Below are 13,322 nucleotides of genomic sequence, written 5' to 3' on the forward strand. Positions count from 1 at the left end.
TCAGCCCATTGATTCAGCATGATTTTTTCGAAAGACCGGCAGGCGGTCGTTCGGATCATGCTGGATCGGCCGTCATTTGAGCGTCATCAACCTGTACGGCGGATGAACGGCCCGAAGACCAGGCAACCCGTTTAATCAGAACGCGTATTCCTGATAGACCGGCTCCACGGAGCCACCCCAATCGCCGTTGAATTTATCCAGCATCTCTTCCGCCGGCGTGCGGCCCGCTTCGAGGATGCGCTCCAGCGGTTCAAGGTGGCGGCTCTCGTCGCGGCCGGAGTGGTCGACGCGGTTGCGCCGCCGCAAGCCCGCATGCGACAGCTTCAGGCATTCCTTGGCCATCTCGAACAGATAGCGGTCCTTGATCCTGGCCTTGAAGCCGAAGCGCGGGACGTCGTCGCGCAACGCCTGACGCTCCGCGGCGGTCCAGTGGCTGACCAGGTCCCAGGCCGCGTCGAGGCTGTCATTGTCGTACAACAGGCCGACCCAGAACGCCGGCAGCGCCGGCAGGCGACCCCACGGCACGCCATCGGCGCCGCGCATTTCCAGATAACGCTTCAGGCGAACTTCCGGGAAGATCGTCGACAGATGATTGGCCCAATCTGATATCGTCGGGCGCTCGCCGGGCAACGAATTGTTGCGGCCCTCGAAGAAGGCGCGGAACGACGAGCCGGCGACATCGATATAGGTCTCGCCGCGCTTGACGAAGTACATGGGAACATCGAGCGCGTAGTCGACCCAGCGCTCGAATCCCATGCCGTCCTCGAATACCCACGGCAGCATGCCGGAGCGCGCGTTATCCGTGTCGCGCCAGATCTCGGAGCGAAACGACAGGAAGCCGTTGGGCTTGCCCTCGGTGAACGGCGAATTGGCGAACAAAGCGGTCGCCACCGGCTGCAGCGCGATCGACACCCGCAGCTTTTTGACCATGTCGGCTTCGGAGGAGAAGTCGAGATTGGTCTGCACCGTACAGGTCCGGTACATCATGTCGATGCCGTACTGGCCGACCTTCGGCATGTAGTTGGTCATGATCTTGTAGCGGCCCTTGGGCATCATCGGGATCTGCGACCGCGACCAGGACGGCGTCATGCCAAGCCCGAGGAAGCCGATGCCCAACGGCGTCGCGATCTCGCGGACCTGCGCCAGGTGCGCCATCAGCTCGGACTGGGTCTGGTGCACGTTCTCGAGCGGGGCGCCCGACAATTCGAACTGCCCGCCCGGCTCCAGTGAGATCGCGCCGCCCCCAGTGACGTCATACAGCCCGATGATGTTGCCGTGCTCCATGATCGGCTCCCAGCCGAGCAAGAGCTGCATGCCTTCGAGCAGCGCGCCGATGCCGCGCGCGCCTTCATACGGCACAGGCTGGCGGCCCTCCAGCGTGAACGGGGTCTTCTCATGCTCGGTGCCGATGCGAAACTCGGACGGCTGTTTGATGCCGGCCTCGAACCACGCGACGAGTTCGTCACGCGATTGCAGCGGCGTCATATCGATCTGGTCACGCGCCATGAAAAAATCCGGATATCTGGCGATTCGACCGAACGCGCCGTGTGGCTGAAGGGGTGCGGGCAGCAACGTCCGCACCAACGAAACGTATCAAAGATGTCATCGCGCCGGCACGCCGTCGCGGGCAGCGGCCGCCTTGACGTCGGAGCACGAACAACCCAGCCGGTCGAGCAGACCGCAAAGCTTCATGGCGTCGGCATCGGACAGTTTGGAGCCGACGTGCTTTTCGATCGCCGCCGAATAGGCGCCCCACATCTTCTTCTGCAACTCGCGCCCGGCTTCGGTGATCTCCACGAACTGGCCGCGCTTGTCGATCTTGCATTCGCGCCGTGCCGCCAGGCCCTCGTCCACCAGGCGGTCGATCAGCCGCGAGGTGGAATATTGCGGGATCAGCATCTGCTTTTCCAGCTCTACCGGGCGCATCTCGCCGGACGGGGCGCGCGACAGTTCCAATAGCGCATCATACCAGGCGAGCGGCGGAAAGCCCGCCTTCTTCAAATCCTGTTCGACGGCATCGAGCACCCGGCTCTGCACCCGCATCAGGCGGATCCAGGCGGCGGTCGCCTCGGTCGATGGTTTGCGTTTCATAGCCCAATCCGTATCTGTCACACATCACTGTACCGCACTAAATGCATCTGCATCAATCTTGACTATTCCATGCAAATGCATTTAGTCATCCCGCCAATAATATCGAGGGAAGGAAAAATCCAATGAAACTGTATTATTCCCCGGGCGCCTGTTCGCTATCCCCCCATATCGCGCTTCTCGAGGCCGGTCTGCCCTACGACCTGGTCAAGGTCGACCTGCGTGCCAAGAAGCTGGAGAATGGTGACGACTTTTTGAAGGTCAACCCGAAGGGCCAGGTGCCGGCCCTCGCCCTCGATTCGGGCGAACTGGTCACCGAAGGGCCGATTATCGTCCAGATGATCGCCGACAAGGCGGGCAAGAACCTGGCGCCGCCCCGCGATTCGGACGAGCGCTACAAGCTGCTGGAATGGCTGAACTACATCACGACCGAGCTGCACAAGAATCTCGGACCGATGTTCTCACCTCTGCTCGCCGACGACGCCAAGGCGTTTTTCAAGGACCGCGCCATGGGCAAGTTCAAGTACCTGGAAACGGCGCTCGCCGGGCGCGACTACCTGATGGGCAAGCAATTCACCGTGGCCGACGGCTATCTGTTCACCATGCTGATGTGGGCGACTGACCGGTTGAAATTTGATCTCTCCGATATGCCGAACCTGCTCGCCTACAAGGCCCGCATCGCTGCGCGCCCGAAGGTGCAGGAGGCGATGACCAAGGAAGGGCTGCTGAAGGCGGCGTAAACGTTCGACAGAGACAACGGACAAGGGCCGGATCGACGATCCGGCCCTTTTTCTTTCCGTCATTGCGAGCGCAGCGAAGCAATCCATATCGCGGCATAACGGATAGATGGATTGCTTCGTCGCTTTGCTCCTCGCAATGACCTGTCGCTGCCCCTTACGCCGCCTGCTTCTTCGGCGGGAAGCGGCCGTAGAAGGTCTCGCCGCTTGCCGCCATATCTTCGAGGAGCTTCGGCGGGGTGAAGCGCGAGCCGTATTTGGCCTCGAGCTTGTGGCAGAGCTCGACAAACTTCCGCGTGCCCATGAAGTCGATATAGGACAGCGTGCCGCCGGTGAATGGCGCGAAGCCGAAGCCCAAGATCGAGCCGACATCGGCCTCGCGCGGGTCGGTGATGACGTGGTCCTCCACCGTACGCGCGGCCTCCACCGCCTGCACCACCAGGAAGCGCTGCTTCAATTCCTCTACATCGATTGTGTCGGGGTCGAGCTGCTTCGGCTGCAGCGCGGATAGTCCCGGCCACAGGCTTTTCTGGCCCTTGCCCTTTTCGGGATAATCGTAAAAGCCCTTGGCATTCTTGCGCCCCAGGCGGCCCTGCTTCTCGACCAACTCCACCATCAGCTTCTTCTGGTCGGGGTTGATGGCGTTGGGGCCGAGATCGGCCTCGGTCGCCTTGATGACCTTCAGGCCGAGGTCGAGAGCTACTTCATCCGACAGCGACAGCGGACCGACCGGCATGCCGGCCATCTTGGCGCAGTTCTCGATCATCGCCGGCGGCACGCCTTCGAGGAACATCTCGTTGCCTTCGGCGATGTAACGGCCGACGCAACGGTTGGCGTAGAAGCCGCGGGAATCATTTACGACGATCGGCGTCTTGCCGATCACCCGCACATAGTCGAGCGCGGCGGCGAGCGCGACATCGCCGGTGTTCTTGCCGAGAATGATCTCAACCAGCATCATCTTCTCGACCGGCGAGAAGAAATGGATACCGATGAACTTGCCCTGCTCCTTAAAGCTTTCGGCCAGCGAGGTGATCGGCAGCGTCGAGGTGTTGGACGCGAAGATCGCGTCAGGCTTGAGATGTTGCTGCGCCTTGACGAAGGTTTCCGCCTTGACCTTGCGGTCCTCGAACACCGCCTCGATGACGAGGTCGCAATCCCCTAGCGCGGCGTAATCCGCTGATGGCGTGATGCGCGCCAGCAGCGCGTCACGGTCGCCTGCCTTGGCGCGGCCCTTGGCGATCTGCTCGTCGATCACCTTCTGCGCATGGGCCTTGCCCTTGTCGGCGCTTTCCTGGTCGCGGTCGATCAGGACGACGTCGAGGCCAGCGCGGGCCGAGACGTAGCCGACGCTGGCGCCCATGAAGCCGGCGCCGATCACGGCGATCTTCTTCACCTTGGTCGGCGGCACGTTCGCAGGCCGCCGCGCGCCCTTGTTCAGTTCCTGCATCGACAGGAACAGGCTGCGGATCATCGCGGCGGCTTCCTTGGAGCGCAGCACTTGCGTGAAGTAGCGCGACTCGACGCGGAGAGCGGCGTCGATCGGCAACTGCAGGCCCTCATAGACGCAGCTCATGATGGCGCGCGCCGCCGGATAATTGTCGTAGGTCTCGCGGCGGTAGATCGCATTCCCCGCCGGGAACATCATCATGCCGGCCTTGGAGAACACCGGTCCGCCCGGCAGCTTGAAGCCCTTCTCGTCCCAGGGCGCGACCGCCTTGCCGCCGCCCTTGATCCAGTCCTTCGCCGCCTTGATCAGGTCGGAAGCCGGCACGATGGCGTGGATCAGGTTCAGCGACTTGGCCTTCTCCACGGTAACCGGGTCGCCCTTGAGCAGGATCGTCATGGCGTCCTGCGGCGGCACCAGGCGCGGCACGCGCTGGGTGCCGCCAGCACCGGGGAATAGGCCGACCTTCACCTCGGGGAGGCCGAGCCGGGTCTTGGGATTTTCAGCCGCAACACGGTAGTGGCAGGACAGCGTCACCTCAAAACCGCCGCCGAGCGCCAGCCCGTTGATCGCGGCCGCCCACGGCTTGCCGCAGGTTTCGATGCCGCGCAGCACCAGCGAGAAGCGCCGGCTCTGGTCGAACAGCATCTGGTTGGCGGCAACCTCGCCCTTTTCCTTGAAGACTTTCGCGTATTCCTTGTTCATGCCCTCGAGCATGGAAAGATCGGCACCGGCGCAGAACGCTTCCTTAGCGGAGGTGATGACGACGCCCTTTACGGCGGCGTCCGCCGTGGTCTGTTTCAGGATCTCCTCGAGCTCGGTGGTCGAGGTTTCATCGAGTACGTTCATCGAACGTCCCGGAATGTCCCAGGTGACGAGCGCAATGCCGTCGGCGTCGGTCTCTAGCTTGAAATTCTTGAAGGCCATGTAGTTGCTCCCTCGGTGCCGGCAGCCGATGTCAGGCGCGGCGGTTGTGTCTGTGATCTCGTAGAGCGGGCAAAGGCGCACTTGCGCCGTGCCCACCATCGCTTGCGGAGAATTCCATGGTGGGCACGCTTCGCTTTGCCCACCCTACCGCAGTTACACCCGTTCGATGATCGTAGCTGTCCCCATGCCGCCGCCGATGCACAACGTCACCAACGCAGTCGATTTGTTGGTGCGCTCCAACTCGTCGAGTACGGTGCCGAGGATCATGGCGCCCGTTGCGCCTAGCGGATGGCCGAGCGCGATCGCACCGCCATTGACGTTGATCTTCGAATTGTCAATCTCGAACGCCTGCATGTAACGCAACACGACGGAAGCAAAGGCCTCGTTGAGCTCGAACAGGTCGATGTCCGACTTCTTCATGCCGGAACGCTCGAACAGCTTTTCGGTGACATCGACCGGGCCGGTCAGCATCATTGCGGGCTCCGAGCCGATATTGGCGAAGGCACGGATTTTCGCGCGCGGCTTCAGGCCGTGCTTGGCGCCTGCTTCCTTGCTGCCGAGCAGCACCGCGCCGGCGCCATCGACGATGCCGGAAGAGTTGCCGGCATGGTGGACGTAATTGACGCGCTCGATCTCGGGGTGCGACTGGATCGCGACCGCATCGAAGCCGCCCATCTGCCCGACGACGGTGAACGACGGCTGCAGTTGCGCCAGCGACTGCATCGTCGTCGTGGGCCGCATATGCTCATCCTTGGCAAGGATGGTCAGGCCGTTGACGTCCTTCACCGGAACCACGGACTTGTTGAAGCGACCCTCGTCCCAGGCCTTGGCAGCGCGTTGCTGGCTCTGCACGGCATAGGCGTCGACGTCGTCGCGCGAAAAACCGTATTTGGTGGCGATCAGATCGGCCGAGACGCCCTGCGGCATGAAATAGGCCGGCACCGCCATCGACGGGTCCATCGGCCAGGCGCCGCCGGACGCACCGATGCCGACGCGGCTCATCGATTCGGCGCCGCCGCCGATCACCAGTTCATGCTGGCCGGCCATGATCTGGGCGGCAGCAAAATTCACGGCGTCGAGGCCGGAGGCGCAGAACCGGCTGATCTGCACGCCGGGGACGCTTTCGCCGAGGCCCGCCTTCAGCGCCGCGAAGCGCGCGATGTCGCTGCCGGCTTCGCCGACCGGATCGACCACGCCAAGGATGACGTCGTCAACGACGTCTTCAGCGAGGTTGTTGCGTTCCTTCAGCGCCTGCAGCGGCACGGTGGCGAGCGCCAGCGCCGTGACCTCGTGCAGCGCGCCATCGGGCTTGCCGCGGCCGCGCGGGGTGCGAACGTGATCGTAGATATATGCCTCAGGCATGACGCCCTCCTGGTATGAGGATCATAATATTATAGGCAGATCGAACGGGAAACGGCGAAAAATCAGAACGCTTCCGCCGCCAGTTCCATGGTGGTCGCGCAACCGGACTGAATGCGCGCAAGATGGACGTGGGTCTCCGGCAGCATCCGCTCCATGAAGAAGCGGCCGGTCACCAGTTTGGTCGTCAGATAGGGCGTGGCACCATCAGCCGCAATCTTGTCCTGCGCCACCTTCGCCATCCGCGCCCACATGTAGCCGAAGGCGACGAGGCCGAACAATTGCATGTAGTCGGTGGCGGCGGCGCCGGCGTTGTCGGGCTTGGCCAGCGCGTTCTGCATCAGCCAGCCGGTGGCCTGCTGCAGATGGCCGAGCGCGGTCGAGACCGGCGCCACGAACGGCTTCATCGCCTCATTGCCGCCATGCTCCTTGGCAAAGCCTGCAACCTCGGCAAAGAACGCCATCACGGCGCGGCCGCCGTTCCGCGGCAGCTTGCGGCCGACCAGGTCGAGCGCCTGGATGCCGTTGGCGCCCTCATAGAGCATGGCGATGCGCGCATCGCGCACGAACTGCTCCATGCCGTGCTCGGCGATATAGCCGTGGCCGCCATACATCTGCTGCGCCAGCACCGCGTTGGAGAAGCCGACGTCGGTCATCACGCCCTTCATGACCGGGGTCATCAGGCCCATATGATCGTCGGCGGCCTCTCGATCCTTCGGATCAGAGGAGCGGTGGGCGACGTCGCTCTTCAGCGCGGTCCACACCACCATGGCGCGCGCCGCCTCGTTGAAGGCGCGGATGGTGAGCAGCACGCGGCGAACATCCGGATGCACGATGATCGGATCGGCCGGCTTGTCCGTCTCCTTGGCGCCGGTGAGCGAGCGGCCCTGCAGGCGCTCGCGCGCATAGGCGACGGCGTTTTGATAGGCGACTTCGGACTGCGCCAGGCCTTGCACGGCGACGCCGAGGCGGGCCTCGTTCATCATCACGAACATGCCCTGCATGCCCTTGTTCTCTTCGCCGATCAGCCAGCCGGTGGCGTTGTCGTAGTTCATCACGCAGGTCGAATTGCCGTGGATGCCCATCTTGTGCTCGATCGAGCCGCAGGACACGCCGTTGCGCTGCCCCAGCGATCCGTCGGCGTTGACGAGGAATTTCGGCACCACGAACAGCGACACGCCCTTGATGCCGGCGGGAGCGCCTTCGATGCGCGCCAACACCAGATGGATGATGTTCTCGGCGAGGTCATGCTCGCCGGACGAGATGAAGATCTTGGTGCCCGTGATCTTGTAGCTGCCGTCGGCCTGCTTCACCGCCTTGCTGCGCAACAGGCCGAGATCCGTGCCGCATTGCGGCTCGGTGAGGTTCATGGTGCCGGTCCACTGACCCGCCACCATCTTCGGCACGAACATGTTCTTCTGTTCAGGCTTGCCGTGCACCAGAAGCGCAGCCGTCGCGCCCATGGTCAGGCCGCCATACATCGAGAACGCCATGTTGGCCGCGCTCTGGAATTCGGTGACGACCTGGCTCAACGTCACCGGCAGCCCCTGCCCGCCATATTCCGCCGGCGCCGACAGACCGAGCCAGCCGCCTTCGGCCACCTGCTTGAAGGCTTCCTTGAACCCCTTCGGCGTCGTCACCGTGCCGTCGTCATGCCGCTTGCAGCCTTCGAGATCGCCGACACGGTTGAGCGGCTGCAGCACCTCTTCGGAGAGTTTTGCGGCCTCGCCCAAAATCGCCTCGCGCACATCCGCGGAAGCGTCGGTGAAACCGGGCAGATTGTCGTAGCGATCGATCTGGAACACGTCGTTGAGCAGGAAGGTGACGTCTTCCACGGGGGCTTTGTAGATCGGCATGATGTTCTCCCGGCAGGGCAGGCTTGAATACTGGCGGCGGCGCTTGAGTTGAAATTGTGCGGCGTTCCGGAAAGCGACCTTATCCGGTTCGCGATGTCCTAGGGAGTGACCAGGCCAGCAAATATCCCGACAGCCATTGCGACATAAACGACGCCGGGGATGGTGGCGGCCTTGATCTCTCGCCCCTTGTCACTGCTTGGCGAGTTGTTCCCCCATCAAGCGGTGTAGCAGATTGATTCCCTTCAGCGGACGCACCATCACCTTGAAGTGCGTGATCTTACCGTCATCGCTGAAGGTGATGATGTCGACGCCGTTGATCTTGATACCCTCGATCACGTTTTCGAATTCGAGGACCGCGCCGTGCGGGCTGCGCCATTCGCCTGTGTATTTGAAGCCGGGGCCGCCCAGCACCTTCGCGGCGCTCGCCAGATATTTGAAGGTGATGTCGCGCCCGTGCTGCGGCGTATGGACGACCGGGCTTTCGAACACCGCATCCGGGTGCAACAGATCCCATAGCGCCGCCGTGTCATGGGACTTCATGTAGCCGTACCACTTGTCGAGGCCGCTCATGGTCATCATGTCTCCTATCCGGCGATGACGGGCTGGCGCCGGGGAATGGCTTCTCCGGAGCTTATGCGCGTTGACGCATATGCAACTTTATGCATACTGTCAAATCACATGAAAGCCGGAGGCCGGCGTCTTGGCGCTTGGTGACGCGATCCTTGCCTGTCTGACCGAACGTCCGATGACGGGATATGAACTCGCCAAGACGTTCGACAACTCGATCGGGTTTTTCTGGAAGGCTGACCACCAGCAGATCTACCGGGAACTCACAAAGCTTCGCGACCGCGGCCACATCCAGGGCCGCGAGGTGGTGCAGTCCGGCAAGCCGAACAAGCTGGTCTATACCCTCACACCGGAGGGGCGCGCCGCGCTTCGGCACTGGGCCGCGCGGCCGAGCGTTCCGGCTTCGATCAAGGACGACCTCCTGGTGCGGCTCTACGCGCTCGACAGTGTCGACATCGAACCGTTGCGCACCGATCTGATGGCGCGGCTGGAACACCACCGCGACCGCTTCGCCCGCTACGAACGCCTGCTCAACAAGCGATTTCCTGACGGCAAGGCGCCCCCGGCCGATGTCGGCAAATTGCTGGGACTTCGCATCGGCCTAAGCCACGAACGGGCCGTGGCCGAGTGGTGCGAAGAGGCGATCGAGGCATTGTCGGCCCTGTCTCCCGGCGTGGAGCGGACCAGCGTCGTACCGATCGAGGACGGCAAACGCGGCTAACGCCGGCCGATTTGGCCGCCTGGTAACTTTTGGGGCCGTCCGTCCCATTCCTTAACCGCTTCTTTACCGTAACGCGAAAAAGTCAGTTCCGAGGCAGGCGACCCGCGCAAAAATACGATTGTCTCTCCAGTGGGACGCGCGGGGAGGCTGATGGCGCGGGTGGGGCGCCGTAGCGGAACCGGACGAGAGCATGAATTCGCGCGTATCGTGGAGTGTTGACGGCATCGATCCATCGGTGCGCGACAGGGCCGAGGCGGCTGCGCGCCGCGCCGGCATGTCGCTGAACGAATGGCTGAATTCCACCATCGGCGAACCGGCCCCGCCCAGTTTCGGCGCGCCCTCCGGTCAGCGGCCGGCGACGCCGGGCCGCCAGATCCCCGACGTGGCCGACATTCACCAGCGGCTGGATTCGATCACAAAGCAGATCGAGCAGATTTCGCGGCCTGCAGTCCGCGGCGAAGCCGCTCATGGCGAGCCGACGGTGGCGCGCCAGCTCAACGAGGCCATTTCGCGCCTCGACGCGCGGCTGTCGCAGATTTCGAATCCAGTGCCGGCGCGCCAGGCGCAGATGCAGGAAAGACAGCGTCAGACCGATTTGGTCGAGCGTGCCGCGGCCCAGGTCTATCGCCCGGCGCCGCCGCTTAGCCCGGCCTCGATGGATTTTGCGATCGCCGAAATCGCCGCGCGCCAGAACGAACTCGATACTCCGCCGCCGCGCCAGATGCCGCCGCGCAATGCCGCGCCGACGACCCCTGCCGCCCAGCCCCATTCTGCGCAGCCCAAATCTGTGCAGCCAGTGACGCATGCCGCGCCTACGGGGCCGGACTTTTCTTCGCTCGAACGGCACCTGATCAAGATCACGAGCCAGATCGAGGCACTGCAGCGTCCCGATCATATCGAACAGTCGATCGCGGCGTTCCGCAGCGAGCTTGCCGAAATCCGTCAGGCCATCACCGAGGCGGTGCCGCGCCGGGAGATCGAATCGCTCGAGAACGAAATCCGCTCGCTGTCCCGCCGCATCGACGATAGCCGCCATAACGGCACCGACGGCCAGATGCTGGCCAACATCGAGCGCGCCCTTAGCGAAATCCGCGAAGCGTTGCGCTCGCTGACGCCGGCCGAGCAGCTCACCGGCTATGACGAGGCGATCCACAATCTCGGCGCCAAGCTCGACCTGATCCTGCGCTCGAACGACGATCCGTCGACGGTGCAACAGCTCGAAAGCGCGATCGCGGCGCTGCGCGGGATCGTCTCCAACGTCGCCTCCAACGACGCGCTGGCCCGGCTCGCCGACGACGTGCACACGCTGTCGGCCAAGGTCGACCAGCTTTCCCGCTTTGACGGCAACAGCGATGCCTTCGGCATTCTCGAACAGCGCCTGGCCGCGCTGACCTCGACGCTAGAATCCCGACAGCCGCCGGCCGCAAGCGAGAATTCGGAATATGTCGAGAACGCGCTGCGCTCGCTGTCGGAGCGGCTCGACCGCATTCCGGCCGGCGACGACAATGCGTCGGCGTTTGCCCATCTCGAACAACGCGTCTCGTATCTCTTGGAGCGCCTGGAAGCCTCCAACGATCGTTCCGCCGCCGCACCCGCCATCGACCTCGGACGGGTCGAGGAAGGCCTGCACGACATTCTGCGTTCTCTCGAACGCCAGCACGCCAGCCTGGTCGCGCTTGCCGAATCCAACCGCAACTCCGGCGGTGCATCGCAGCCGACGGACTCCGGCATCGTCGATCTGGTCAAGCGCGAACTATCCGATATCCGCTTCAGCCAGTCGGAAACCGACCGCCGCACGCAGGACTCGCTGGAGACCGTTCACAACACGCTCGGCCATGTGGTCGATCGCCTGTCGATGATCGAAGGCGATCTGCGCGGGGCTCGCGGTGCGCCGGCGACCTCCGCCTCTCCGCCTGCAACGGCCGAAACGCGCGAGGAAGCGCCCCGCCCGACCACGCCGCTGATGACCTATCCGCAGCAAACGAAGCCGGAATTGCCCAACCCTGCCGCGCTGCAGGGGAATGCTCCGGAGCCCTTTGCCGCCGCCCCGCGCGAATTCCACGCCGTGCAGCCAGTCGCGCCGCCACTACCGCCGCGGGCCATCAGCGAAATTCTGGAGCCGCATGCCGCCGCACCGCGCGCCGCGATCGCGCCTGAATTGCCGCCGGATCACCCGCTCGAGCCCGGCACGCGGCCGCCGCCGCGCGTCGCTTCGCCATCGGAACGGATAGCCGCTTCCGAAAACGCGATCAGCGAGATTGCTTCCGCACCGAAGGAGCCGGTCAGCTCATCGAGCTTCATTGCCGCCGCGCGCCGCGCCGCGCAGGCCGCAGCCGCCGCGCCCCCGCCCGAGAAAGCCGGACGTTCGGCTGCGAAGGTCGCATCGAAGGACAAGGGCGGCGACAAGGCCAAGGCCGGCGACAAGAACGCGCCGAACATTTCCTCCAAGATCCGCTCGCTGCTGGTCGGCGCGAGCGTGGTCGTGATCGTGCTCGGCACCTTCAAGATGGCGATGACGCTGCTGGATACCGGCAGCGTGCTGCAACTGCCGATGATGGAGCAGCCCAGAGAGCCGGCCCCACCGGCGCAGGCCCCCGCCCCCTCGGAGAGCAGCGCCAGGCCAGCACCCGCAATCCCCGCGCCGCAGGCGCCCTCGATGATCTCGCCGACGCCGGTCGAGAAGCAGTCGAACAATTCTTCGGCGCCGAACACGCTGGACAGCGCGCGGGTCGCAGCTCCGCCGCAGGCCATGGCATCCCCGGTTATGGCCAGCGATATCACCGGCGCGATCCAGGCGATGCCGGCCAGCGGCGCCAAGCTTGCGATGATCGCGGTGCCGTCGAGCGAGCGGTTGCCCGATGGTATCGGCGGGCCGGTGCTGCGCGCCGCCGCGCTGAAGGGCGACCCGGCCGCGGCTTACGAGGTCGGTGTGCGCTTTGCCGAAGGCAAGGGCGTCGCCCCGAACCTCGACGAGGCCGCCAAATGGTACGACCGCGCGGCGCAGGCCGGCGTGGTGCCCGCACTGTTCCGGCTCGGCACCTTCTACGAGAAGGGCATGAGCGTGAAGAAGGACCTGGATATCGCGCGGCGTTACTACCTGCAGGCGGCCGAGCGCGGCAGCGCCAAGGCGATGCATAATCTGGCCGTGCTCGACGCCGATGGCGGCGGCAAGGGTGCCAACTACAAGAGCGCGTCGATCTGGTTCCGCAAGGCCGCCGATCGCGGCGTCGCCGACAGCCAGTTCAACCTCGGCATCCTCTATGCCCGCGGCATCGGCGTCGAGCAGAACCTCGCCGAATCCTTCAAATGGTTCAGCCTCGCAGCCGCCCAGGGCGATGTCGATGCCGGCCGCAAGCGCGACGATGTTGCCAAGCGCCTCGACGCCCAGTCGCTGGCAGCGGCCAAGCTTGCAATCCAGACCTTCACCGTGGAGCCGCAGCCCGACGAGGCCGTTAACGTGGCGTCACCCGCCGGCGGCTGGGATTCGCCGCCCGCACCTGCCACGGGCAAGCCCGCCGCCAAACCGGCTGCGACGACCAAGCGCACCGCCGCCGTTCACTAGAGCCATTTCGGTTCTGATTGAAGCAGAACCGGGCTCTAGGTTTTTGTTTTGACGCGTTTTC

Annotated in this window: 9 protein-coding genes; 3 read left to right on the plus strand and 6 right to left on the minus strand. The window is 64.2% G+C overall.

The window, feature by feature from the left end; translation table 11 throughout:
• Positions 1-135: 135 nt before the first annotated feature.
• Together V1278_RS35555 and V1278_RS35560 are read right to left on the minus strand one after the other, a co-directional pair.
• Positions 136-1,506, minus strand: a complete 1,371-nt coding sequence (locus V1278_RS35555; protein ID WP_334383897.1) for a glutamate--cysteine ligase — start codon at positions 1,504-1,506, stop codon at positions 136-138.
• A gap of 96 nt (positions 1,507-1,602) precedes the next feature.
• On the minus strand, positions 1,603-2,091 hold the full coding sequence (locus tag V1278_RS35560; protein WP_028348008.1) for a MarR family winged helix-turn-helix transcriptional regulator: 489 nt from the start codon (positions 2,089-2,091) through the stop codon (positions 1,603-1,605).
• 122 nt (positions 2,092-2,213) lie between these two features.
• On the opposite strand from V1278_RS35560, the gene gstA reads away from it, so the two are divergent.
• Complete coding sequence (gstA, locus tag V1278_RS35565; protein ID WP_334383898.1) at positions 2,214-2,828, plus strand: glutathione transferase GstA; 615 nt, start codon at positions 2,214-2,216, stop codon at positions 2,826-2,828.
• Positions 2,829-2,982: 154 nt separating this feature from the next.
• Here gstA and V1278_RS35570 read toward each other — a convergent pair whose 3' ends face one another.
• The 4 genes from V1278_RS35570 to V1278_RS35585 form a co-directional block, all read right to left on the minus strand.
• On the minus strand, positions 2,983-5,196 hold the full coding sequence (locus tag V1278_RS35570) for an FAD-dependent oxidoreductase (protein ID WP_334383899.1): 2,214 nt from the start codon (positions 5,194-5,196) through the stop codon (positions 2,983-2,985).
• A 153-nt stretch (positions 5,197-5,349) separates the two neighbouring features.
• Complete coding sequence (locus tag V1278_RS35575; RefSeq protein ID WP_334383900.1) at positions 5,350-6,558, minus strand: acetyl-CoA C-acetyltransferase; 1,209 nt, start codon at positions 6,556-6,558, stop codon at positions 5,350-5,352.
• 62 nt (positions 6,559-6,620) lie between these two features.
• The gene (locus tag V1278_RS35580; RefSeq protein ID WP_334383901.1) at positions 6,621-8,411 is read right to left on the minus strand and encodes an acyl-CoA dehydrogenase C-terminal domain-containing protein; all 1,791 of its coding nucleotides are present in this window, start codon (positions 8,409-8,411) and stop codon (positions 6,621-6,623) included.
• Between the two features lie 189 nt (positions 8,412-8,600).
• A complete protein-coding gene (locus V1278_RS35585; protein WP_334384323.1) occupies positions 8,601-8,987 on the minus strand; it encodes a nuclear transport factor 2 family protein in 387 nt (128 codons plus the stop codon).
• Between the two features lie 124 nt (positions 8,988-9,111).
• On the opposite strand from V1278_RS35585, the gene V1278_RS35590 reads away from it, so the two are divergent.
• Together V1278_RS35590 and V1278_RS35595 are read left to right on the plus strand one after the other, a co-directional pair.
• Positions 9,112-9,699: a PadR family transcriptional regulator gene (locus tag V1278_RS35590; RefSeq protein WP_334383902.1), complete on the plus strand. Its 588-nt coding sequence runs from the start codon at positions 9,112-9,114 to the stop codon at positions 9,697-9,699.
• 190 nt (positions 9,700-9,889) lie between these two features.
• Positions 9,890-13,261: a hypothetical protein gene (locus V1278_RS35595; protein WP_334383903.1), complete on the plus strand. Its 3,372-nt coding sequence runs from the start codon at positions 9,890-9,892 to the stop codon at positions 13,259-13,261.
• Positions 13,262-13,322: the final 61 nt, after the last annotated feature.

Source organism: Bradyrhizobium sp. AZCC 1577 (assembly GCF_036924575.1).
Taxonomy (GTDB): Bacteria; Pseudomonadota; Alphaproteobacteria; order Rhizobiales; family Xanthobacteraceae; genus Bradyrhizobium.